Raw genomic sequence first — 24,869 nt, forward strand, 5'->3', positions numbered from 1 at the left:
CGTTGCGAAACTACTCTCTGGCGGGCCAAACCGCGGCCCGCCAGAGAGTGTGGGGTGAAAGTTATTCGGCTTCCTTGTAAATGGCCGTCTCATCCGCCAGGAACTGCTGGATGTAGGCGTCCAGATCCAAGTCAGGGTTGCTGCGCAACGCGCTACCAAACTGCAGGAAAGCATCGTGCGCCTTGGCTACGTTGGGCAGAGCCAGCTCGTGGCCGGGCACTTCCAGGTAACCAATCATCTTGGTGAAGACATCCCAATCGACTTCATTGGGAGCGAAGTTGGCTGCCTGCGCATCGTAGAAAGCCGCCTGCTGCGAGGTGCGCGCGGGCAGACCACCATAGATGGTGTACAGCTCCGCAGCGCCTTCACCCAACATGTAGGCGTAGACTTCGAAGGCCTCTTCGGGATGCTGGGAGTCCTTCATGATGGCGAAGGTGTCACCATGCATCTTGGCAGTGGTGTTGCCGTTGTAGGAAGGCACCACGGCCACGTCCCAGCTGGGCACCGATTCTTTGTCGATGCAGCAGGTGTACCACAGGTGGGTAAGACCCATGGCTACCTTGCCGGAGCTGAAGGAGTTGCCGCTGATCAGGTCGCTATCCATGGCGGCCTGGGTGGGCAGGAAGGGCGCATCGCCCCACATGGCATCGTAGTACCACTTGATCGCGTCGATCTGCCCGTCAGACAGCACCGCGCTGCCATCGTCGGCCACAGGGTAGAAGGGCTCGAAGTAAGCGCTGAACCAGCGCGGGGAGTCCTTGGTCCACTGGAAGTCGAAGCCGTACTGCACGATGTTGCTCTTGTCAAAGTCCGGGCTGGAGGCATCGTTACCGGCCGCGTCCACCGTCAGGCGGCGGGCCACTTCAGCCATGGTGTCGAAGCTCCATTCCACTTCTGCGCCATCCAACACGTACTTCTCGCCCACTTCGTGCGGCGGGTACGCCAGGCCGGCTTCGTCAAACAGCTCGCGGTTGTAGAACAGCGCCGAGGGGAAGATGGCGAACGGCAGACCGATCAACTCGCCCTGGTCCTTGTAGAACTCCAGGAAGGCCGGGTCGATGTCGCTGGTGTCGTAGCCGAACTGATCCACCAAGGGCTGCAGGTCCAGGAAGGCGCCGGGGAAGAAGCCACGGCCTTCGGTGCCCACAGGGCCAACAATGTCGGGGGCGTTACCGGCCGCGATCTGTGCGGTCAGGTTGTCGCGAGCGAACTTGTTGTCCACGATGATGGCAATCAGCTGGATGTGATCCTGGGAGGCATTGAACTTGTCCACCCATTCCTTCTCCAGGGGGATCTGCTGCGCCTGCGCGCCTGCGCCCAAACCGATGTACCAGTAGATCTGCACGCGGTCGGTCTGCACGTCAACGGCATCGCTCAGGACGCCATCGTCTTGCGTTTCCGCCCCGTCATCGGCCGTGGCCGCCGGGGTGGCAGCTCCGCCGCCACAGGCCGCCAGGATAAACGTGGCAACCATCAGCAGCGAGAGTAAAGCGAGTAACTGCTTCTTCATGTGCACTTCTCCTCTAAAAAGGGTTAAGTTGTAACACTTGTGAGCGAATAGCTAACTTTCGCAAATAGGGCAACCACCTCCTCCACGCATACGCTGTAACCAGCAAAACAAAAAAGAACCGGCCCTTGCATCCTTCAGGCCGATTCCCGGATAATTAATTCAGATGGCAACACCTGGGTCATGCGGCCCTGGTCAGGCCCGTCGATCAACGTCACCAGCATCTCCACCGCATGGCGGCCAAGCTCGGCGATCGGCTGCCCGACGGTGGTGAGGGCCGGCTTATAGCTGGCGGCGAAGGGGGCATCATCAAAACCGACGATGGCAATATCTTCCGGCACGCGCACGCCCTGTTCCAACAGGTAGCGAATGGCGCCCACCGCCATGGCATCGTTGGTGGCGAACACCGCATCTGGGCGATGCGGCCAGAGCTTGCTCATGGCGGCATAACCACCCTCTTCCACAAAGCCGCCCTCGGCGATCAGGTCTTCGCTTACCTCCAGCCCGGCGTTTTGCAGCGTGGTGCGGTACGCCTCAAGGCGTTCACGGGTAACTAGCGTGCTATTCACTCCAGTGATGGTGGCAATGCGCTTGTGGCCGCTACGGATCAGATGATTGACTGCCATCTGGGTGCATTGCTCATTGTCGATGTCTACAAAGCTGACCGGCAGATTGCCGCGGTAACGCCCAATGAGCACAAACGGGATGCGCGAATGGTGCAGCGCCTCGACGATTGGATCGCGATCCTGCAGAGACGAAACAATGACCCCGTCAAGGAGGTCATTGCTGAGAATCTGGGTAATGCTTCGGCGCTCATGCTCTGGCTCGCCCAGCCAGAACATCACGGAACGATTGAGATGATTGCAGTGATTGGTGACGCTCTGGATCAGGATCGGGAAGAAGGGCTCCACGAACAGGCGTGAGACGCCGATCGGGATCACCAGCCCCATCACCCCCGTGCGCCCACCCGCCAGCTTGCGCGCGGCGCGGTTGGGCACATAGTTGTTGGAGCTAACCACGGCCAGCACGCGTTCCCGCGTGGCGGCATTCACGTTCGGGTCATCATTGATCACGCGTGAGACCGTGGAACGGGATACGCCAGCCTGCTTTGCAATCTCTTCAATCGTGCTCAAATCCGTAACTTTCTGAGAGCGTTCCCAGCTCTGTGGACAAAAAAGCCGGCGGGGGATCAACTCTCGATTGGCAGATATTGGGAGCGTTCCCATTCTAAGAGGAGTCTGAGAACGCTGTCAATGGTGGAATATCCAACTCTAATCCCTTGACTTTGTGGAGACATATCATATAATTAGGCACCCCTAAATATGGAGGGTATCGAACGTGAAAAGAATCCTTTTAGTTTCCTTGGCCGTGCTACTGGCGGCCTGTGCCGCCCCCACCCCGGATAGTGGCAAGCTGCAAGTCGTAACTACGATCGGCCAGATCGGTGACGCGGCACGCGTCATCGGTGGCGATCTGATCGAAGTACATGCCCTGATGGGGCCGGGGGTGGATCCGCACCTCTATGTGGCCTCCGAGGGCGATGTCAGCACTTTGCAAAATGCCGATGTGATCCTTTACAACGGCTTGTTCCTCGAGGCTCAGATGGACAACATCCTCGAGCAGATCAGCGAGTACAAGACCGTGGTGCCCGTCGCCGAGAACATCCCCGCCGAGCGACTGCTGGCCTCGCCGATCTACCCGGATGAGCACGACCCGCATGTGTGGTTCGACGTGCAACTGTGGCGCTATGCGGTAGAGGCGGTACGCGACGCGCTGATGGCGGCTGACCCGGCCAACGCCGCCGCCTTTGAAGCCAACGCGGCTGCCTACCTGGCCGAGCTGGATGCGCTGGACGCGTACGTGCGCACAGAGGCAGAGCGGCTGCCGGCAGGGCAGCGCATCCTCATCACCGCGCACGATGCTTTCAACTATTTCGGGCGCGCCTACGGCTTTGAAGTCATGGGCTTGCAGGGCATCAGTACGCAATCCGAAGCCAGCACGGCCGATGTGCAGGATCTGGCCGCGCTGATCGTGGCCCGCCAGGTGCCGGCGGTGTTCATTGAATCCTCGGTGCCGGTGCGCACGGTGGAAGCCTTGCAAGAGGCGGTGCGCGCCCAGGGCCACGAAGTGGCCATCGGCGGGCAACTCTTCTCCGACGCGATGGGCAACGCCGATACGCCCGAGGGCACCTACATTGGCATGGTACGCTACAACATCCAAACCATTGTGGGCGCACTCCTAAACGAGAAGTGAGGCAGCTATGCAAGCAAAACCTTTTGCCGTTCAAGTCGCTGACCTTACGGTGGCGTATCAGGAGAAGCCCGTTTTGTGGGACGTCGATCTCGACGTCCCACAAGGCGTTTTGATGGCGATTGTTGGGCCGAATGGCGCCGGCAAAACCACCATGCTTAAAGCGATCCTCGGCCTGCTTACCCCGGCGGCCGGGCAGGTATCGATTTTTGGCAAACCCTACAAAGAGCAGCGCAGCCTGGTGGGCTACGTACCGCAACGCGGCAGTGTGGATTGGGATTTCCCAACCAGCGTGCTGGACGTGGTGATGATGGGCAACTACGGGAAGCTCGGCTGGCTGCGCCGCCCTGGCGCAGCCGACCGGCGCGCCGCGGAACAAGCCCTGGAGAAAGTGGGCCTGGCCGATTACGCCAACCGCCAGATCAGCCAACTCTCCGGCGGGCAGCAACAACGCACCTTCCTGGCGCGCGCCCTGATGCAGGACGCGCAGATCTATTTTATGGATGAGCCCTTCCAAGGTGTAGACGCCACCACCGAACGGGCGATCGTTGAGCTGCTCAAGGAGCTGCGCGCCCAGGGCAAGACCGTGCTGGCGGTTCACCATGACCTGCAAACTGTGCCCGAGTATTTTGACTGGGCCGTGCTGCTCAACGTGCGCCGCATTGCCAGCGGCCCAGTGGCGCAAGTCTTCACCGAGGAGAACCTACGCGCCGCCTATGGCGGCCGGGTTAGCGTGCTGGCGCCAAAAGCGAGGCCCGACGCATGAACATCCTCGACCTTCTCGCCAGCCTGCTGTTTGACCACACAATCCGCACGGTCGCGCTCGGCACGGCTACGCTCGGCATAGTCAGCGGCGTACTGGGCAGCTTCGCCGTGTTGCGCAAGCAGAGCCTGCTGGGGGATGCGCTCTCGCATGCGGCCCTGCCCGGCGTGGCGCTGGCCTATATGCTCACCGGCAGCAAATCGAGCCTGGTGCTGATGCTGGGTGCCGGTGTGGCTGGCGTGCTGGCAATCCTGCTGCTGGTGGGCATCACCACCCGTACGCCCCTCAAAGAAGATAGTGTGCTGGGCATCGTGCTCTCGGTATTTTTTGGCCTGGGCTTGATGCTACTCACATTTCTGCAACGTAACCCGGATGCGCGCCAAGCTGGGCTGAACACCTTCCTCTTCGGGCAGGCCGCCACCCTGTTGACCCGCGATGTGCTCACGATGGCAGTCTTTGGTGGGCTGGCACTGCTGTTAGCGCTGGCATTCTGGAAAGAATTCAAGCTACTTAGTTTTGATCGTGATTTCGGCGCCAGCCTGGGCTTGCCCATGGGAGCGATGGACATTTTGCTCACTACCCTACTGGTGGTGGCCGTGGTGATCGGCCTGCAAGCCGTGGGCGTAGTGCTGATGAGTGCCATGCTGGTGGCCCCCGGAGCCGCGGCGCGCCAATGGACGGACAACCTGGGCCGCATGACCCTGCTCTCGGCCTTGTTCGGCGCGGTGGCCGGCGTGGCCGGTGCGCTGGTGAGCAGCCTGGGCAGCGGGCTTTCCACCGGGCCGGTGATCGTGCTGTGCATCAGCCTGATCGTACTGATCTCGCTGACGCTGGCACCCAACCGCGGCCTGTTATGGAACAGCCTGCGCCAATGGCGTACACGCCGCCGGCTGCGCAGCGATGTGGTGCTGGAAAACCTGTACCAGATGAGCTCGCAACATGCCGACCCCACCCACCCGCATGCCGTCGCCGCGCTGGAAGCCGTGAGCGGGAGCGGCGCGGTACGCCGCTCGCTACAGGATCTGCAGCACCGCGGCCTGGTCGCCCCGCACGCCAATGGTCAATGGGCACTGACCCCACAAGGGGTTGCCCTGGCCCAACGACAACAACAGGCGGCCAAGCCCGCCGAGGAGCGCCGTCATGACTAGCGCCCAGATCGAAATTCAGCTAATCGGCATGGTTGTCGCCGCGGCCTGCGCACTGCCCGGGGTTTTCCTGGTGTTGCGCGGTATGGCGATGATGAGCGATGCCATCAGCCACACGGTACTGCTGGGCATTGTGCTTAGCTTCTTTGTTTTAGATGATCTAGAGTCGCCCTGGTTGATCCTGGGTGCGGCGGCGATGGGCTTGGTCACCGTGAGCCTGACTGAGCTGCTCAACCGCACCAAGCTGGTCAAGCATGATGCCGCCATTGGCCTGGTCTTCCCCGCGCTGTTCAGCCTGGCCGTGATCCTGATCTCCCGCTTTGCGCGCGGTGTCCACCTGGATAATGACGCCGTGCTGCTCGGCGAGTTGGCTTTCGCACCGTTTGACCGCTTGATGTTGTTTGGCACCCTGCTGCCGCGCTCGCTGGTGGTGATGGGGACTATCTTGCTGATCAATTTGGTGTTTATCACCGCGTTCTACAAAGAGCTCAAGCTGGCCACCTTTGATGCCGGCTTGGCAGCGGCGCTGGGTTTCTCGCCGGCACTGATCCATTATGGCTTGATGGGGCTGGTGTCCTTCACCGCCGTCGGGGCGTTTGACGCAGTGGGCTCAATTTTGGTGGTGGCCTTCATGGTGGCGCCCGCCGCCGGCGCCTACCTACTCACCGACAAGCTGAAGCGCATGTTGGCCTACAGCGTGGCGCTGGGCGCGTTGGGTGCGCTGGGTGGCTACTGGATGGCCCATCTACTGGATGCCAATATTGCTGGCAGCATGGCGACCATCATCGGCATTCTGTTCCTGCTATGCCTGTTGTTTGCCCCGCAGCGTGGCCTGCTAGCCAGCAGTACGCGCCGCCGGCGCCAGCGCTGGGAGTTTGCCCAGACGATGCTTACCATCCACCTGCTGCACCACGAGGGTACGCCCGAGGCCAAGGTGGAAAACCGCCTCGACCATTTGCACGACCACTTACGCTGGGCCCCAGCCTTTGCGCACGGCGTAGTGCAACGCGCCGATGAACGCGGCCTGGTGCAGCTGGAAAATGGTAGCCTGCACCTTACCGAAGCCGGCCGCGGCCTGGCGCGTACAATGCTGGCGGATAGACGCTGACTAAAAAAGACCGCTGCTTTTGCAGCGGTCTTTTTTTATCAAGCACTCTTGCGCAAACTCTCGGCAGCCTGCACCATGCGCCGCAGCGAGGGCTCAACTTCTTTCCAGCCACGCGTTTTCAAGCCACAGTCGGGATTGACCCACAACTGGCTGGGTTGTAGTACGCCCAGAGCCTTGCGCATCAGGTCTTCCATATCGGCTTGCGTGGGCACCAGCGGCGAGTGAATGTCGTACACGCCGGGGCCAATATCATTCGGATAGTGGTAGCGCTCGAACGCTTCCAGCAATTCCATCTTGGAACGCGAGGCTTCGATGGAGATGACATCTGCATCCATCTGGCCAATGGCCTCGATGATGTCGTTGAACTCCGAATAGCACATGTGCGTATGGATCTGGGTGTCATCCTTAACGCCCGCCGAGGAGAGCAAGAAACACTCCACCGCCCAGGCTAAGTAGGCATCCCAATCGGCACGGCGCAGCGGCAACCCTTCGCGGAAGGCAGGCTCGTCAATCTGGATGATGCGGATGCCATGCGCCTCCAGGTCTTGCACCTCATCCCGGATGGCGAGGGCGATCTGGCGGCAGGTATCGGCGCGCGGCTGATCATCACGTACAAACGACCACTCAAGGATGGTGACCGGGCCAGTGAGCATGCCTTTCATGTAGTGCTGGGTCAGCGATTGCGCATAGACTGCCCATTCCACTGTCATGGCATGGGGCCGCGAGACATCACCATAGATGATCGGTGGGCGCACGCCGCGCGAGCCGTAGCTCTGCACCCAGCCGTGCTGAGTGAAGGCAAAACCGCTGAGCTGTTCACCAAAGTATTCCACCATGTCGGTGCGCTCAAATTCGCCATGCACAAGCACATCGATGCCCAGTTCCTCCTGAAAGCGGATGGTGCGCTCGGTTTCCTCTTTCAGGAATTGGTTGTATTGCGCTTCGCTGATATCGCCCTTGCGGAAGGCGGCACGCTGGGCACGCACCTCTTTGGTTTGCGGGAAGGAGCCAATCGTGGTGGTGGGGAACGGCGGCAGCGGGATGCTGAGCGCTTGCGCCTGCTTGCGCTGCGCATGCGGGCTGTGGCGGCGGGTCATGCTAGCATCCAGGGCCGCCATGCGCTGGCGCACGGCGGCATCATGCGTGCGTGCCGATTCGTGGCGGCTGCACAACGCGGCGCGGCTGGCCTCCAAGCCGGGGTTGGCTTTGCCATTGGCAACATCTTTGAGCACCGCCAGCTCATCGATCTTTTGGCGCGCGAAGGCCAGCCACGATTTGAGCTCCTCATCTAGCTGCGTCTCCAGAGCCAGGTCGTAGGGGCAAAACAGCAGCGAGCATGAGGGCGCAATTAGCACGTGCTCTGTGCCCAATTTGGCACTGGCTCGCTGCACGAAGCCGAGGGCAGCATCCAAATCAGCGCGCCACACGTTGCGCCCATCCAGCACACCTGCAGAGAGCAGCATCTTGGCCGGCAACGCCGCCAGCACCTCATCCAGCTGGCCGGGGGCACGCACCAGGTCTACATGCAGCCCGGCCACGGGCAAGCTGGCCGCCAGGGCCAGGTTGTCGCGCAAGTCACCAAAGTAGGTGGCCAGCATCAGTTTGGGGCCGGCGGCGCTGGCCAGGCGCTGGTAGGCGCTCTTGTAGGCCTCGCGTTGCGCCGGGGTGAGGTCCAGCACCAGGCAGGGCTCATCAATCTGCACCCAGTCGGCGCCGGCGGCGTGCAACTGGGCCAGCACTTCGGCATACACCGGCAGCACGGCGTGCAGCAGCTCCAGCGGATCGAAGCCGGGGGTCAGGCTCTTGCCCAGCATCAGGAAGGTTACCGGGCCAATCAGCACCGGGCGGGTGCGGATACCCAGCGCCAACGCTTCTTCGAATTCATCCACCGCCTTGCTGGAGGCCAACTTGAACACCTGCCCGGCCGAGAACTCCGGCACGATGTAGTGGTAGTTGGTATCGAACCACTTGGTCATCTCCATGGCGGGCACATTGCCAGCCGCGCCCTGCGAGCCGCGTGCCATGGCAAAGTAGGTCTCCAGGTCTACGCTGGCGCCCTGCCAGCCATAGCGCGGTGGCACGGCGCCCAGCATGACGGCTGTATCCAGCATCTGGTCATAGCTGGAGTAATCATTGGAGGGGATGAAATCCACCCCCGCGGCTTGCTGGGTCTGCCAGTTGGCAGCACGCAGTTCTTTGCCTACCTGCAAGAAATCAGCTTGGCTCAGTTTGCCTTTCCAATAGCTCTCCATCGCCTGCTTAAGTTCACGCTTGGCGCCAAAACGCGGGTACCCCAAATTTGCTGTTCGAACTGCCATGTCAGCTCCTTGGTAGAAACAAAAATCACCTAGCGTGCGCCAGGTGATTTGAAGCAAAGCCAAAGAGCCAGACGCGAGCCGGTGCGCGGGCCAGAGGCACATAACTGGGATCGGACTTTACCGTTGCGCGACAGTGCCGGACTTTCACCGGACTTCACCAGTTAACCGCAATATGTAGCTAGTGTAGAAAGTATAGCATGGCGCTAGCACTTTACACGTCCACACAAAGAAATTATCCAAGAAGCTTGCGGAAAATGAAAGCAGCTATAGTTTTTGACTGAGCTAATCAGCTGATACTATTGTCATTTCTTCTTGGAGAATCTTCTTGCTCCTTTTTCATCAAGGATGAAAATCCCTTGAACCGGGGCCAGAACAAGTCTGGCGTCAACACTTCACCTGTTTCTCTTTCGACGCGTTCCGAGAAATTTCGCATTTGGCTTGCTAATTCACTAGACTTATTTTGCTCAACCTCAACATGAGTCCGACCCAAAACAGCTTCAGCCAGTTTTCGGCCCGGTATCATAAGCGAGAGGCCATAATGAGTAAATTTTCTATCAAGCACCTGATCTTCTTTAAAGAAACCTACCATTACCCCCACAAGAAATAGGCGCTCTTTATCTGGGAATTTTCTCTTGACGAAAACTGGCGATCCACTAACACCTGGATAGGCCTGACATTCCACCAAGTAATACTCCGAATCGCCCAGCCACCTTTCAACTCCTGGCATCTTCTCCGAAGGCCTTAATGCAATTTTGCCAAATCGAGCTACAGGATAATTTCGATGGCTTCCTGTAAAGTTCTCGAACATGCCCACGTATACAACCTCATCACCCACGTCTAAGGGCCTCCAGTTAGCAAATTCAAAATGAACTTCGCCTAAAACCCAACCTGGAGCAAAAGTGGTTGCCTTAGTCTCCGCCTCATATTGAGAATCAGTAAAAGACGAGCCCTCTATTTTTAAAATTGCAAGATCGACTAAGCCCTCATCCTCTGAATCAGGATACTGCCATTCCCAATCAGATTGAATCGGGACGTTATACACCCCTTTTGTATCACTTCTATTCATCCTTATATACAAAGGGACATCATTGATTAAAGCTTCGCGTATTACATGTCTACATGTAACCACATAGACTGCCCCTTGCTCTTCCTCTCCATGAATAAAAAAGCAAGTTCCTATTGGCTTGTAATAGTTTTCCTCAAGCACTGAAACATAAGCTATAGAATCGAAAACCTGTGGAGGAATCATTGCGAAAATGACTTTAAACTAAACCAACTTTTGCATGGTAGTGATTAGCCATTGGATAAAACTAGCCTTCGCAGGCTCGTCGTCTGGAATCTCTTTCAAAATCCAACTAATGGCTGATACCGCTAGACGATGTTTTTTAGCCCTTTTATTTTTTGTCGTGGTCAATACTCGAATTGCTTCCGCAACCAATCGAATATCTTCGTATATTGGTTCTTGATAATTTAGATACTCTTGAAGGTAAATGCGCGCCGCCTTCGGTGCTCCTTTCTCGAGTATAGAATATTCTTGACTTCTAATTTTTTCCTCGCTCTTGTTTTGATTGTCCAATATTCATCCCCTTTCCACTTCTAAGCTGCAATAGGGTATCTAATCTTATTCTACAGTCACAATCAAAGACTCCCCAGAGAAAATGGAAATGGTTCATGATGCATCTTAGAAGGTGCCCCCACGGGGAGTCGAACCCCGGTTTTGGCCTTGAGAGGGCCACGTCCTAGGCCACTAGACGATGAGGGCTTGCGAACGGCGCAAATGTTCCTTGTAAAAAGGAGCCCTTGCGCCGTTCGCGTTGGAGTTGCTTGGTCTGCTGCGCATTCCTGCGCAACATCCAGAATACTCCAAGGCCAGATTGAATCTGAGCCGAAATTTTACCAGTTATCTCTGTAAAATCAGCTTGATTTTCGCGGCCAGGGGATGAAAGCAGGTGTGCGCTTCATGTAGGCCGTGTAGCCGGGCTTGCGGGCCGCGAGCGCACCGTCGAGCAGGTCTACGCCGGAGACGTAGCGCAGCAACCAGGTCATCACTACTGGGCTGAGCAGGCTGAGCACAGCCGCCAAGCCGAAGGCTAAGCCGCCGGCTGCGGCCAGCAACCAGAACGCCCACCACTGCACCGCATCACCAAAGTAGTTGGGATGGCGCGTCAAGCTCCATAGACCGCTATCCAACACTTTGCCTTTGTTGGCAGGGTCCGCTTTGAAGCGCTCGAGCTGCAGATCGCCCACGGCTTCAAAGTAGAAGCCCAGCAGCCACAACGCAGCGGCCAGCACATCCAACCAGCCCAGCGGGCGGGTGCCAAGCGCAGCGGCCAGCAGCGGCAAGCTGATGAGCCACATCAGCGCACTTTGCAAAACGAACACCTTAAAGAAACTCACCCACCACCAGCTGGCGCCAGCTTGCTGGCGCATCTGCTGATAGCGGAAGTCTTCGCCTTTGCCCGCGTTGCGGCGGGCGATGTGCAGCATGAGCCGCAAGCCCCATACTGTGACCAACGCCAGCAGTAGGGCACGGCGTGCCGGCAAACCCTCCCCCGGTGTCAGCGCAACATACAGCCAGGCGGCGGTAACAAAGCCGCTGCCCCAGAAGATGTCTACGATGCTGGAGTCTTCAAGCCGCAAACTCAGCAGCCACCACAAGGTGACCAAGGGCAGCAGGCAGATGCCGATAGTTAGAAAGGTGCTCCAGAAGAGGTCCATGCCCAATCTTACCGTGGCGGGGCCGGCAGGTGGGTACGCTATAATTTCCATATTCGCCCCCAGGAGGCTGCTGTGTACGATCCCGAAAAGATGAAGCAACTGCGTGACCAGGTGGACAATTGGGAAGATAACACCCTGCAACAAGGCAGCAGCCGCTTACCTGAGCGCAAAAAACAGTTCCTCACCACGTCCTCTGAGCCCATCAACCGCATCTACACCCCATTAGATGTAGCCCACATCGATTACGAGAAGGATTTGGGCATGCCGGGTGAGTATCCCTTCACACGCGGCGTGCACCCCACACTGCACCGCAGCAAACTGTGGACGATGCGTATGTTTGCCGGCTTTGGCTCGGCCGAGGAGACCAACAAGCGCTTCAAGTACCTGTTGGAGCAAGGCCAGACGGGGCTCTCGACCGCCTTCGACCTGGCGACGCTGATGGGCTACGACACCGACCAACCTGAAGCCGAGGGCGAATTCGGCGTGTGCGGGGTGGCGGTTTCCTCCCTCAAGGATATGGAAATCTTGTTCGACGGCATCCCGCTCGACAAGGTTTCGACGAGCATGACGATTAACTCGCCGGCCTCCATTATTTGGGCGATGTACATCGCCGCAGCCGAGAAACAGGGCGTGCGCCCAGACCAGCTGCGCGGTACGCTGCAGAACGACATTTTGAAAGAATACATTGCCCAGAAGGAATACATCTTCCCGCCGGAGCCTTCGATGCGCTTGGTGACCGACACGGTGGAATACGCCGCGCAGCATTTGCCGCAGTGGAACCCCATCAGCATCTCCGGCTACCACATCCGCGAGGCGGGCAGCACGGCGGCGCAAGAGTTGGCTTTCACGCTGGCGGATGGCTTGGAATACGTGCGCTGGGGCATCGCCCGTGGGCTGGACATCGACGATTTTGCGCCGCGGCTGAGCTTCTTCTTCAACGCGCACAATGACTTCTTCGAAGAGATTGCCAAATACCGCGCCGCCCGCCGCATTTGGGCCCGCGAGATGCGCGAGACTTTTGGCGCCAAGAACCCGCGCAGCTGGCTGATGCGCTTTCACACGCAGACGGCGGGCGTCTCGCTGACCGCGCAACAACCTGAAAACAACGTGGTGCGCGTGGCCATCCAGGCGCTGGCCGCCGTGTTGGGCGGCACGCAGAGCCTGCACACCAACAGCATGGACGAGGCGCTGGCGCTGCCCAGCGAGCACGCCGTGAAGGTGGCGCTGCGCACGCAGCAGATCATTGCCGAGGAAAGCGGCGTGACCAACACCGTAGACCCGCTGGGTGGCAGCTTCTTTGTAGAGGCGATGACCGATCGTATGGAGCAGCAGGCGTTGGACTACTTCCGCCAGATCGAAGACCTGGGCGGGGTGCTGCCGGCCATCGAGCGCGGCTTCTTCCAAAGCGAGATTGCCGAAGCGGCCTACCAATACCAGCGCGAGATTGATTCCAACGAGCGCCTCATCGTAGGCGTGAACGCATATGCAGACCAGGGCGGCTACAACATCCCGATCCTGCAAATGGACCCTGAGGGCGAGCGCCGCCAGCTGGAACGCCTGCGCACGCTGCGCGCCGAGCGCGACCCCGGCGCGCTGGGCCAAGCGCTGGACCGCCTGCGCATCGCCTGCCAAGGCACCGAGAATACGATGCCGTACCTGCTGGATGCGGTGCGCGCCTACGCCACCCTGGGCGAAATTATGAGCCTGATGAAGGTGGAGTTCGGTGTGTACGAGGAGAGTACGGAAATCTAGCGTGCCTTCGGCACGCTTTGGAGTTTCTGCTCGGCGCAAGCCGAGCAACGAAACTCCACGCTGCGGGCAAGTTTTAATCATCATCATGGTTGGGGGCAGGCTGCTGACCGTTAAAAGTTCAAGGCACTTGACATAGTGTGGGCGGGAATGCGATGAAAGCCTGCAGATAGATTTCATACCAGGTTGATACTACGAACCTGTGGGTTTTGGTGTTCTTGGCGTCCGCTGTCAAGCTTCTACTCAACATAAACACATACTGTGGCTGCACTTAGATAGAGTCTGAGAGTTATACTGAATCCGATGAAGGAAAAGCAGGTTGTTTCTAAACAGCGTGTCGTAGACCACGGCGAGGTGTTCACCAACCCGCGCGAGGTCAATGCCATGCTGGATTTGGTGAAGCAGGAGACCGAGCGCATCGACTCGCGCTTTTTGGAGCCGGCGTGTGGCACAGGCAATTTTCTGGCCGAAGTGATGGAGCGCAAGCTGCGCGTGGTCAGGCGAGATTACATGAACAGCCAGTTGGCCTACGAACGCTATGCGGTGTTGGCTGTTTCCTCCGTGTACGGCATAGATATTTTGCAAGACAATGTAGAAGCCTGCCGAGAGCGCCTGTTCGGCATCGTTGACCGCGAGTATTCTGAGCTATATAAGAACGACACTAAGGAAGACTTTCGCCGTGCGGTGCGCTATATACTGGCCTGCAATATTGTGTGGGGGGATGCCTTGACCCTAAAGACCGTGGGGGACGACCCACAGCCCATCATTTTTCCTGAGTGGTCAGCCATCAACGGACACCTGAAGCGGCGGGATTTCTCATTCAAAGAACTCATCAGCCAGGCCAGTATGCAAGAATTGCCGCTATTTTCTGATTTGGGCGAGGAAGTTTTTATTCCCCAGCCTGTGCGCGAATACCCACTGGTGCACTTTCTAAAGGTGGCCGATGCTATCTAACGCAACCTTCAACCCGGATGTGCTCAGTTGCCTGGCCAACCTAAGCAACGACGAGGTCTTCACCCCACCCCAGCTGGCCAACCAAATGCTGGACCTGCTGCCAGCCGAGATTTGGCAGGACAAGAACGCCACGTTCCTGGACCCGGCCTGCAAGACCGGGGTGTTTTTGCGCGAGGCGGCCAAGCGCCTGGATGCTGGCCTGCAGCAGCAGATACCAGACCGCCAGGCGCGCATCAACCACATCTTTACCAAGCAACTTTTTGGCATCCCGGTCACCGAACTGACCGCCCTGATGAGCCGCCGTAGCCTGTACTGCTCCAAGTATGCAGACGGCAAGTATTCGGTGGCAGACGGCTTTGCAGATGAGCAAGGCAACATTCGCTATGAGCGTATTGAGCACACTTGGCAAAACGGCCGCTGCACATATTGTGGGGCGAGCGAAGAAGAATATGAGCGCGGCGAAGAACTTGAGACACACGCCTATAGATTTATACATACCCTCAAGCCCGAGGAGATTTTTGATATGAAATTTGATGTGATTATTGGAAATCCGCCATATCACCTAAGCGATGCGGGGCACGGCATCAGCGCAAAACCTCTATTTCAGTTATTTGTCCAACAGGCTAAAAAACTGAACCCCTCATATCTCTCAATGATTATTCCTGCAAGGTGGTACGCGGGCGGAAAGGGGCTTGATGACTTTAGAGATGCCATGCTAAATGACAAAAGAATGAAGGTCCTAGTTGATTATGAATCGAGCAAAGACTCCTTTGATGGCGTGAACATTGCTGGGGGAATTTGCTATTTTCTATGGCAAAAGAGCCATTTCGGTGATTGCGAAGTAATCAACGTGCAGCAAACGAGACACTATAGCGCGATGAGGCCACTGGATGAATTTCCAATCTTTATCCGAGCAAACAGAGCTGTTTCTATAGTCAAGAAGGTTGTCTCCACAGCAACAGACACATGGGACAACCATAACTACCCAAGGAATCCATTTGGTTTTGCAACAAATTACAGAGGCAGAACAAAATCATCTAGTGAATCGGTAAGACTACTCAGCAGTCAAGGGTTTGGATTTGTAAAAAGAAGTGAGGTTGTTAAAAACATTGAGCTAATTGATAAGTACAAAATCATAATTGGGCGTTTAGTACCCAGTAATGGTGAACTAGATGTAAACCCTGCTGATGGGTACCGCGTGATTACCAATACACGAATATTAAAGCCAGGCGAAATCCACACCGAATCATACTTACTGATTGGAGCTTTCAAAACTTTGAAGGAAGCCAAAAATTTCGATGGCTTTATAAAGTTGCGGTTTCCGAGGTTTCTGCTCAGACAGGCAATTTCATCAGTTAATGTAACAAAAGATTGTTTCAGATTTGTTCCCTACGAGGATTTCAAAGAGTCCTGGACAGACGAACAGCTTTTTAGGAAATATGGTCTCAGCAAAGATGAAATTTCCTATGTTGAATCAGTAATTCGTCCAATGGAATAGCGTGCATGCCTAAAGATTTCTTCCCGCCGCGGCCAGCGGGCAACCCGCGCATCTATGCCTATGAGGAAACCCACCCGGACTTCAAGGGCTTGCTTAAGGTCGGCTATACCACCGGCAGCGTAGCTGAGCGTGTGGCCCAGCAATACCCCATCGTGCGCCCCGAGCAAACCTATCGCATCCTGCTGGATGAGAGCGCTATGCGGGCAGACGGCATGGCCTTCTCTGACCGTGATGTACACCGCTACCTGAAAGCGAGGGGATTCAAAAACGTTGAGGGCGAGTGGTTTCGCTGCACGGTCAAGGATGTAGCCGCCGCTCTGGTGGCGCTGCGCAGCGGCGAGAGCAACGAAGAGAACCGCACGCTGGATTTTGGCATGCGCCCGGAGCAGGAAGAAGCCGTGGCGCGCGCTGCAGCCTACTTTAAAAGTTACGCCAAACAAAACCCCGGTAAGACTCCGCACTTTCTATGGAACGCCAAAATGCGCTTTGGCAAAACCTTTGCCGCCTACCAGCTGGCCAGGCGCATGGGTTGGAAGCGCGTGCTGGTGCTCACCTTTAAGCCTGCTGTGCAAAGCGCATGGGAGGAAGACCTCACCGCCCATGTCGATTTCAAGGGTTGGCAGTTCATCTCCCGCACCGGCCTGCGTTACGAAGATGCTGACAAGAAAAAGCCCTTTGTGTGCTTCGGCTCTTTTCAGGATTATCTGGGGCGAGACCGCAGCACGGGCGGGATCAAACCCAAGAACGAATGGGTGCATACCATCCCCTGGGATTGCGTGATCCTCGACGAATACCATTTCGGCGCCTGGCGTGAGCGCGCCAAGGGGCTGTTTGAGGGCGAAGACGAGTATGAGTACGAGCAGCAGGTAGAAAGCCTGCAGCGGAGCGAAGACCCGGTGGACGAGTTTGAGCAAATCATGCCTGTCACCACCGGCGCCTATCTGTATCTCTCTGGCACACCCTTCCGCGCCATCACCACGGGCGAATTCATCGAAGAGCAAATCTACAACTGGACCTATTCAGATGAACAGCGCGCCAAGGCAGGCTGGAAGGGGCCGGGGCGCAATGTTTATGCGGCCCTGCCGCGCATCGTGCTGCTGACCTACCGCCTGCCGGATGCCATTCGGGAGATTGCCCAGCAGGGTGAATTCAACGAATTTGACCTGAACGCGTTCTTCGCAGCCAGCGGCCGCGGTGCCAAGGCTAAGTTTCAGTATCCAAATGAAGTGCAAAAATGGCTCGACTTGATTCGCGGCGGTCTGATGGAAACCACGGTGGACGACCTAAAACGAAAGCCACCCCCTATGCCCTTCTCGGATGTGCGCCTGCTGAATGTGCTCTCGCACACCTTCTGGTTCCTGCCCAGCGTAGCCGCCTGCCACGCCATGCGCAACCTGTTGATACAGAAGCAGAATAACTTTTACCGTGACTATAAGGTGGTCGTGGCAGCCGGTAGCGACGCTGGCATGGGTGTAGAAGCGCTCGGGCCGGTCTACGCCGCCATGGACGACCCCGACCCACTCAAGACCAAAACCATCACGCTTTCCTGTGGCAAGCTCACTACCGGCGTCACGGTCAAGCCGTGGACGGGCATCCTCATGCTGCGCAACTCCTCCAGCCCGGAGACCTATTTCCAAGCCGCCTTCCGCGTGCAATCTCCTTGGACTGTACCCGTGCCAGACAAGCCAGGCGAGGAGCAAATCCTCAAAGAAGAGTGCTATATTTTTGACTTTGCACCCGAGCGGGCACTGCGACAGATTGCAGAGTACAGCAACCGCCTCAACGTCAACGAAAGCAATTTGGAAAAGAAAGTCGGAGAGTTCATCAGCTTCTTGCCCATCCTGGCATTTGACGGCAGCTCCATGAAGCAAGTGGATGCCGCCGGCGTGCTGGAGATGGCGATGAGTGGCACCACGGCCACGCTGCTGGCGCGACGTTGGGAGAGCGCGCTATTGGTAAACGTGGACAACGGCACGCTATCGCGTCTGATGAGCAACGCCAAGGCCATGCAGGCACTGATGAGTATCGAGGGCTTTCGTAGCCTGAACCAGGACATTGAAACCATCATCAATAAGTCTGAGGGCGTGCAGAAACTCAAGCGCCAAGCCAAAGACAAAGAGCTAACTGAAAAACAAAAACGGGAGATGACAGAGGCGGAGAAGGAGTACAAGAGCAAACGCAAGCAGATTCAGGAGAAGCTCATCAAGTTCGCCACGCGCATCCCAGTCTTCATGTACCTAACCGACCATCGCGAGCGCGCGCTGAAGGACGTCATCACGCAGCTGGAGCCTGGCCTCTTCAGAAAGGTAACAGGGTTGGAAGTAAGAGATTTTGAACTACTGGTAAGCCTGGGTGTGTTCAATAGTGCCCTGATGAACGACGCGATTTACAAGTTCAAGCGTTACGAAGACGCCAGCCTGGAATACACCGGCATCAACAAGCACGAGGGCGAGGATGTAGGCTTATACGATACGGTGCTCAGCCGCAAGGAGTATAAAGGGCGAGTATTTGAGAATCAAGCTAGCCTTGAAAGCTAGCGAAACTACACATAAAAGCGCAGCGGGTACCCGCTGCGCTTTTTTGATATCAAGTACTGGAGGCGGGCTACTTCCCGCCCATCCGGCTCACCACATCCAGCAGGGTCTTGAGCACCAGCTCGCTGGATTGGGCGCGGTGGGGTGTGGGGGCCATGGCGCTGTCGGCGACGAGCGCCTTGATGAGCGCCTCGCCCGTGCTGGCGCCTTGATTCTTGGCGGTCATGTAGGTGAGGCCAGCATTGAGGATGTCTTGCATATTGATCTTGTCGTCATCGGCGCTGGAAGCAGACTGGCCGCCAGCAAGCTGGGTCAGCAGGGTACCAAGCGCGCCAGCGCCTGAGGGCGCGGCAGACGGCGCAGCCTGGCCGCCGCCCAGCAGCAGCTGGATGAGCTGCAAGATGTTGCCAGCGTCAATGTTCTGACCTTTAAACTGGCTGGCGGCCTGCTGCAAACCCTTGGCGTACAGCTGGGCGGAGCCGCTGTTCTGTTGGGTCAGCAATTCGGCAGCGTAGTCCAGCTGGCTGGTCTGTGAGCTGCCCTGCTTCTGCTCAATAGCATCGGTAATGGTCTTGAAAACCTGCACCATGTTGTCGCCATGGTCATGGTTCTGCGTGTCTGCCTTGTTGAGCTGGCTCTGCTGCTGAGCGAGGGTTTTGACCACCTGTGAGAACAGAGGGCCGAGATCGATCTGGTTGTTGGACATTAATCAGGTTCCTTTAGTGAGATATGGCCCCTATAGTACTAACTCACGCCCCGAGAATCAAGGCTCGGTAAGGCTGCGCTTGCTAAAAGGCCAACATCTTAGCCATCTCGTAATAGTCGAGATTGGCTTCACGCTGGCGGGTGATGACCTGCTCGAGTGGCACGGGCTCCACTTCGCGGCCGCGCAGGCCCATCATCACATCGCTCTGGCCCGCCAGCAACGCCTCGACGGCTTTGACGCCCATGCGGCTAGCCAGCAGGCGGTCGAAGGCGGTGGGCCGCCCGCCGCGTTGAATGTGCCCGAGGATGGTGATGCGCGTGCTGAAGCCGACATCCATCTTTTCGAGGGCGCTGGCCAGCTCCGTGGTAAGAATGTTGGCGCCTTCAGAAACGATGACGATGGAGTGGGTCTTGCCGCGCTTATAGGCACTCTCAACCTTACCGGCAACCTCTTCGATGGTGACGGGCGCCTCGGGGATCAAAACCACTTCGGCGCCACCGATCACGCCGGCCATCACGGCCAGGTAGCCGCAGTTGCGCCCCATCGTCTCAATGAGGAAGGCGCGGCGATGCGAAGAGGCGGTATCGCGCAGTTTGTCGATGGCATCACTGATCGTATTCAGCGCCGTATCGACGCCGATGGCCATGTTGGTGCCCCACATGTCGTTATCGATCGTGGCGGGCACGCCCACTACCGGCAAGCCCTGCGCCACCAAAGCGCGCGCCCCGCGCATCGAGCCATCGCCACCGATGACGACCAGCGCATCGATGTTGTGCGATTGCAAGATCTCCAAGCCCTTTTGCTGGCCCGCAAGCGTGCGGAACTCATCACTGCGCGCGGTGCCTAGAATCGTGCCGCCACGCTGAATGATGCCGCCCACCTCGCGCGCTTCCAGCAAGGCCATGTCGTTGCGTAACAAGCCCTCGTAGCCATCACGGATGCCAAAGACATCGCACCCGTTATACAGGGCGGTGCGCACTACGGCGCGGATGCAGGTGTTCATGCCGGGGGCATCCCCACCGGAGGTAAGCACAGCGATGCGTTTGATATTAGTCATGATAAATCGTGTGGATTGTAAAACCAATCAAGCAAATCTGTTAATCGATTAATCGATTGGTTTTGATTAGCGAACTAATGGATCTGTAAATCTTCCACCAGCACGTTGTTGGGGCCAAGCAACCCTTCCAGGCGCGCCAGCAGCTCCTCGTTAAGGTCCGTAGTGTCATTGGGGAACTCGATTAGGTAACTACGCCGGCCCTCAAAGACATAGAAATTGAAGCGATCTTTGCCCGGGTAGCTGATGATCTCGCCATGCACCCGGCGAATATGCAAGATATCGCGCAGCTTATCGCCCAGGCTGCGCAGATACAGCGTGGCGATGCGCGGCGGGTGCTCGGCGCCGCCGGGGGGCAGCGCCACCATCGGCGGCAGGGGCGCCGGGCGCGGCTGGGCGGGTAGCCCGGCGATTGCCGGACTGACGCTGGCGCCAAGCTCGCTGGCCGCCGTGCGGGCAGCCGGAGCGGCTGGGTCTTGTACCAGCGGCGCTTCCGCCGGCAGCTCGGCGGTATACACCGGCTCGCTGAGATCCATGGCGATGGTGTGCTCGTCGCCGCCCTCAAGCGGCACGCTGGCCATCGGGGCATGGTCCTGCGCCTGCACGTCCCACCAATCGTCAGCAAAGGTCTCCGGCTCGGCCGGCATCTCGGGCATGTCCATCTCAACCTCGGGCTCCTCTATGCCCGCCGCTTGGGGCGCCGGGCTGGCTGCCGCCGCCACCGGCTGGGCCGGCGGAATGGCGGCCGGCGCCGGCTCCAGTGGCTTCACCAGGTTGAAGTTGGTATCGATCTTATCCACCAGCACTTTGGGCTCAGCGTTTTCAGCATCTACCTTGCCCTCTACCAGCACCAGGTTATCCAGTTGCACCAGGTTGGCAAAGCGCTTCCAGGTTTCGGGAAAGACGACAAGCTCAATTAACCCGAGGCCATCATCCAGGGTGACGAAGGCCATATCCTTGCCGCGCTTGGTCTGGAAGCTACGGAAGGTCTTCACCTGCCCGGCCACGCGCACGCGTTCTTCGTGCTGGGCCTCGCCCAGCTCGCTGGATTTATGTGTCACCACCTCGGCGATGGTGCTCATCATCTGGCTCAGCGGATGGTCCGAAACATACAAGCCGATGACTTCGCGTTCCCAACCCAAGCGTTCGCGCCGGGCAAATTCTTCATCGGCATGGTTTGCCGGCGCCAAGCTGATCGCCTGCTGCATGCCGCTGCTGGCGTCAAACATGCTCAACTGGCCAGCCTCTTTGGCGGCAAAATGCGCCGTGCTGGTAGCTACCACCTGGTCCACCACCGCCAGCAAGGCATGCCGGTCACCAAACGCATCCAACGCGCCGGCCTTCACTAAACTCTCCAGCGGGCGCTTGCCCACATGGCGCAGGTCGACGCGGTGGGCAAACTCGCTCAGGTTTTCGAAGGGTTGTGAGTGCCCGCCCTGCTCGCGCCCGGCAATAATCGCTTCGATCGCGCCGCGGCCCACGTTCTTCACCGCGCCCAAGCCAAAGCGGATGGCGGCTTGCGTCTGGCGATCCTCGACCGCAAAATCCCACACACTGTAGTTAATATCCGGGGGCAGGACGTCAATGCCCATGCGCTGGCAATCCGCAATGTAGGCGGCCACTTTATCCGTATCGCCCTGGGTGACCGAGAGCAAGGCGGTCATGTACTCCACCGCGTAGTGCGCTTTGAGGTACGCGGTTTGCACGGCGATCAGCCCATAATCGGCAGCGTGGGCCTTGTTGAAGCCATAGCGGGCAAAGTTCTCCCAGTCCGCAAAAATGCCTTCGGCGGTCTTTTCAGCAATGCCCTGCTTGACGGCGCCATCAATGAATTTTTTGCGGTGCTTGTGCAGTTTGGCTTCGATCTTCTTGGCAATCGCTTTGCGCAGATCATCGGCTTCGGAGGGGGTGTAGCCAGCCACCTGCATCACCGCGAACATTAGCTGCTCTTGGTACACCGGAATGCCATAGGTCTCGGCAAAGATACTTTCGAGCTTAGGGTGCGCGTATTTTACGTCTTCCTTGCCGTGCATACGCGCAATATAGGTGGGGATGAAATCCATCGGCCCGGGGCGGAACAGCGCCACCATTGCCACGGCGTTCTCCAGCATCTTGGGTTTCATCGCCACCATCCAGCGGCGCATGCCCGAACCTTCAAACTGGAAGACGCCAGCGGTTTCGCCGCGCCCTAAGAGCTCATACGTAGCCGGATCATCGATGGGGATGTTGTACAGGTTGAGCTCTACCCCGTGGCGGGCATTGATCAGCGCGCAGGCGCGCTGCATGATGGTGAGCGTCGCCAAACCCAGGAAGTCCACCTTGAGCAGGCCCAGCGATTCAAGCGTGGCCATCTCAAACTGGGTCAGCTTCTTGATCGGCGTATCGTCGGTTGCCGCGCCAGTGGGGCGATGCAGCGGCACATAGTTCACGATCTCATCGTCGGCAATCACCACACCGGCGGCGTGTGTGCCCGCACCGCGGATCACGCCCTCCATCTGTATCGCGGTGTTGAGCAACTCCTTGGACGTGGGGTTGCTGTTGTATTCGGCCTTGAGCTCGCGAATCTCTTCCAGGGCCTCGGTGATCGTGACGGGTTTGCCGGGGATGTTGGGGATCAGCTTGGCCACGCGGTCCACATCGCTGAGCGGCACATTCATCACGCGGCCCACATCACGCACCGCAGCCCGCGCCTTGAGCTTGTTGAAAGTGATGATCGCCGCCACACGGTCATCGCCGTAGCGGTGGGCAGCGTACTCCAGCATGCGCGCCCGCTTATCGTCCTGGAAGTCCAGGTCAATATCGGGCATGCTGATGCGGTCTACATTAAGGAAGCGCTCGAAGATCAACCCGTGAGCCAGAGGGTCCACCAGGGTGATGCCCAGCAGATAAGCCACGATCGAACCGGCCGCCGAGCCGCGGGCGTTGTACCAAATGCCCTGCTCTTTGGCATATTTGCACAGATCCCACACGATCAGGAAGTACGCGGCAAAGCCCATCTGAATGATCGTACTGAGCTCGTGCTCCAGGCGCGCCTGCACATCGGCGGCCTGTTCGCGGCCCGGGTACAGACGCGGCAGGCCCTGCTCGCACAGGCTGCGCAGGTAACTCTCCGGCGTGTGGCCAGAGGGCACGTCAAACTGCGGCAAGCGGTAGCCACGGGTGCTCAGGTCCACATTGCAGCGCTCGGCGATCAGCAGCGTATTGCTTAGCGCCTCGGGCACCTCGCCAAACAGTTGCTCCATTTCCTGGCTACTGCGCAGGTAAAACTCACCGTTCATGCGCATGCGGCGCGCATCGCTGAGCAGCGAACTGGTTTGTACACACAGCAGCACGTCTTGCAAACGTGCATCTTCTTTATTGATGTAGTGCACGTCATTGGTGGCGATGTAGCGGCTCTGGTAGCGCGGGCCGAGCTCACGCAGGACGCGGTTGACGCGCTTCTGGTCTTCCATTTCGTGCGGCTGCAACTCAAGGAAGAAGCGTTCGGGGCCAAAGACTTCGTAGTACCAATCCAGCTTGGCACGCGCCTCGGCCAGGTTCTCCTTTTGGATGGCGCGTGGCACCTCGCCTGACAGACAGCCAGAGGTCGCGATCAGCCCTTCGGAATGGGCCGCCAAGAATTCACGATCGATACGCGGGAAGTAGTAGAAACCGTCCAGTTGCGAGGCGGAGGCAATCTTGAGCAGGTTTTGGTAACCGGTGGCATTCTCGGCCAGCAGCAACATATGGAAGGATTTCTTGTCCAGCTCCGGGTCGCGCTGCTGCATGCTGCGCTGCGCCAGGTAGGTTTCAATGCCAATGATGGGCTTGACGCCGACATTGTTGGCGGCATTGAAGAAATCGATCACGCCATACAACGCGCCATGGTCGGTGATCGCCAGGGCGGGCATCTCCAACTCCTTGGCGCGCGCCACCAGCTTGGGGATCTTGCTGAATCCGTCCAGCAGCGAGTACTCGGTGTGGACATGCAGGTGGACGAAGGAGGAGGTCATTTGAGATTTTGGATTGCCGAGTGTTGATGCGCTGATCGCAAGGCCAGGCAACGCGTTAACACAGTGATTCTAGCATTCTGAGCAGAACGAAACTACCCATGAAGCTTAAATTTGCGGGATTTTAAGATTGGGGCGCGTGGCAGGCTTAGCTAGCGGACAAAATTCCGCCCCACTCCGCCGGATCGCTGTCGCGCCGGGTCTCGGAGAAGGTCCACACATGCCCCGCCAGGTCAGCCACGCGGTATTGGCACTCGCCATAGGGAAAATCCTGCGGGGCAGCCAGAATCTGCGCCCCGGCCGCGCGGGCCTGCGCATGGTGGGCGTGCACATCAGCCACGCGCACCATCAGGCTATGGCTATCCAGCGCACCGATCGGCAACGCGCCTTGCGTCAGCACCACGCTGCCGGTGTCCCCGATGCTGAGCTGGATGCGATGGCTAGCGATGCGCAGCCGCGGGCGAAAGCCAAAGGCGGTGCACAGCCAATCGGCCGCCGCCAGCACATCCGGGTAGGCCAAGGTGGGGATCACCTCGCTGCTGGGCATCGAACGATTGGGGCGCATGCGCGCAAGTA

The 24,869-nt window shown here is 58.2% G+C and carries 18 protein-coding genes, 1 tRNA gene and 1 riboswitch; of the genes, 8 read left to right on the forward strand and 11 right to left on the reverse strand.

Annotated elements, in window-relative coordinates; translation table 11 throughout:
• Positions 1-61 precede the first annotated feature (61 nt).
• A complete protein-coding gene (locus KF821_04170; GenBank protein MBX3005009.1) occupies positions 62-1,510 on the reverse strand; it encodes an extracellular solute-binding protein in 1,449 nt (482 codons plus the stop codon).
• A gap of 134 nt (positions 1,511-1,644) precedes the next feature.
• The gene (locus KF821_04175) at positions 1,645-2,640 is read right to left on the reverse strand and encodes a LacI family DNA-binding transcriptional regulator (GenBank protein ID MBX3005010.1); all 996 of its coding nucleotides are present in this window, start codon (positions 2,638-2,640) and stop codon (positions 1,645-1,647) included.
• Positions 2,641-2,845: 205 nt separating this feature from the next.
• Here KF821_04175 and KF821_04180 point away from each other — a divergent pair, with 205 nt between their 5' ends.
• Genes KF821_04180 through KF821_04195 form a run of 4 tightly spaced genes read left to right on the forward strand, consistent with a single transcriptional unit; the run spans position 2,846 to position 6,773 of the window.
• Complete coding sequence (locus KF821_04180; protein MBX3005011.1) at positions 2,846-3,760, forward strand: zinc ABC transporter substrate-binding protein; 915 nt, start codon at positions 2,846-2,848, stop codon at positions 3,758-3,760.
• Between the two features lie 7 nt (positions 3,761-3,767).
• Positions 3,768-4,523 (forward strand): metal ABC transporter ATP-binding protein, encoded by a 756-nt coding sequence (locus KF821_04185; GenBank protein MBX3005012.1) that lies wholly within the window; start codon positions 3,768-3,770, stop codon positions 4,521-4,523.
• Entirely contained in the window at positions 4,520-5,668 is a 1,149-nt protein-coding gene (locus KF821_04190) for a metal ABC transporter permease (GenBank protein ID MBX3005013.1), read from the forward strand. The genes KF821_04185 and KF821_04190 overlap by 4 nt, the downstream gene beginning before the upstream one ends.
• Positions 5,661-6,773: a metal ABC transporter permease gene (locus tag KF821_04195; protein MBX3005014.1), complete on the forward strand. Its 1,113-nt coding sequence runs from the start codon at positions 5,661-5,663 to the stop codon at positions 6,771-6,773. The genes KF821_04190 and KF821_04195 overlap by 8 nt, the downstream gene beginning before the upstream one ends.
• Positions 6,774-6,811: 38 nt before the next feature.
• On the opposite strand, the gene metE is transcribed toward KF821_04195, so the two are convergent.
• The 5 genes from metE to KF821_04220 form a co-directional block, all read right to left on the reverse strand.
• A complete protein-coding gene (gene metE, locus KF821_04200; protein ID MBX3005015.1) occupies positions 6,812-9,091 on the reverse strand; it encodes a 5-methyltetrahydropteroyltriglutamate--homocysteine S-methyltransferase in 2,280 nt (759 codons plus the stop codon).
• 84 nt (positions 9,092-9,175) lie between these two features.
• Positions 9,176-9,281: riboswitch (cobalamin riboswitch) on the reverse strand.
• 96 nt (positions 9,282-9,377) lie between these two features.
• Positions 9,378-10,340: a trypsin-like peptidase domain-containing protein gene (locus tag KF821_04205; GenBank protein MBX3005016.1), complete on the reverse strand. Its 963-nt coding sequence runs from the start codon at positions 10,338-10,340 to the stop codon at positions 9,378-9,380.
• A gap of 18 nt (positions 10,341-10,358) precedes the next feature.
• Entirely contained in the window at positions 10,359-10,667 is a 309-nt protein-coding gene (locus tag KF821_04210) for a hypothetical protein (protein ID MBX3005017.1), read from the reverse strand.
• Positions 10,668-10,780: 113 nt separating this feature from the next.
• Positions 10,781-10,853 (reverse strand) — tRNA-Glu (locus KF821_04215).
• Between the two features lie 152 nt (positions 10,854-11,005).
• A complete protein-coding gene (locus KF821_04220; protein MBX3005018.1) occupies positions 11,006-11,860 on the reverse strand; it encodes a DUF1295 domain-containing protein in 855 nt (284 codons plus the stop codon).
• Between the two features lie 39 nt (positions 11,861-11,899).
• On the opposite strand from KF821_04220, the gene KF821_04225 reads away from it, so the two are divergent.
• The 4 genes from KF821_04225 to KF821_04240 all read left to right on the forward strand — a co-directional run bounded on the left by KF821_04225 (position 11,900) and on the right by KF821_04240 (position 18,547).
• The gene (locus KF821_04225) at positions 11,900-13,561 is read left to right on the forward strand and encodes a methylmalonyl-CoA mutase family protein (GenBank protein ID MBX3005019.1); all 1,662 of its coding nucleotides are present in this window, start codon (positions 11,900-11,902) and stop codon (positions 13,559-13,561) included.
• 300 nt (positions 13,562-13,861) lie between these two features.
• The gene (locus tag KF821_04230; protein MBX3005020.1) at positions 13,862-14,512 is read left to right on the forward strand and encodes an SAM-dependent DNA methyltransferase; all 651 of its coding nucleotides are present in this window, start codon (positions 13,862-13,864) and stop codon (positions 14,510-14,512) included.
• Complete coding sequence (locus KF821_04235; protein MBX3005021.1) at positions 14,502-16,010, forward strand: Eco57I restriction-modification methylase domain-containing protein; 1,509 nt, start codon at positions 14,502-14,504, stop codon at positions 16,008-16,010. The genes KF821_04230 and KF821_04235 overlap by 11 nt, the downstream gene beginning before the upstream one ends.
• Positions 16,011-16,015: 5 nt before the next feature.
• On the forward strand, positions 16,016-18,547 hold the full coding sequence (locus tag KF821_04240) for a GIY-YIG nuclease family protein (protein ID MBX3005022.1): 2,532 nt from the start codon (positions 16,016-16,018) through the stop codon (positions 18,545-18,547).
• A gap of 67 nt (positions 18,548-18,614) precedes the next feature.
• Here the strand turns inward: KF821_04240 and KF821_04245 are convergent, their stop codons facing one another.
• From KF821_04245 to KF821_04260, 4 genes are all read right to left on the reverse strand, one after another.
• Entirely contained in the window at positions 18,615-19,250 is a 636-nt protein-coding gene (locus tag KF821_04245) for a hypothetical protein (GenBank protein ID MBX3005023.1), read from the reverse strand.
• An 82-nt stretch (positions 19,251-19,332) separates the two neighbouring features.
• The gene (pfkA, locus tag KF821_04250; GenBank protein MBX3005024.1) at positions 19,333-20,307 is read right to left on the reverse strand and encodes a 6-phosphofructokinase; all 975 of its coding nucleotides are present in this window, start codon (positions 20,305-20,307) and stop codon (positions 19,333-19,335) included.
• Positions 20,308-20,381: 74 nt separating this feature from the next.
• Entirely contained in the window at positions 20,382-24,296 is a 3,915-nt protein-coding gene (locus KF821_04255) for a DNA polymerase III subunit alpha (GenBank protein ID MBX3005025.1), read from the reverse strand.
• A 145-nt stretch (positions 24,297-24,441) separates the two neighbouring features.
• Complete coding sequence (locus KF821_04260; protein MBX3005026.1) at positions 24,442-24,858, reverse strand: hypothetical protein; 417 nt, start codon at positions 24,856-24,858, stop codon at positions 24,442-24,444.
• Positions 24,859-24,869 lie beyond the last annotated feature (11 nt).

The sequence above is a fragment of the Anaerolineales bacterium genome, assembly GCA_019637755.1.
Lineage (GTDB): Bacteria > Chloroflexota > Anaerolineae > Anaerolineales > UBA11579 > JAMCZK01.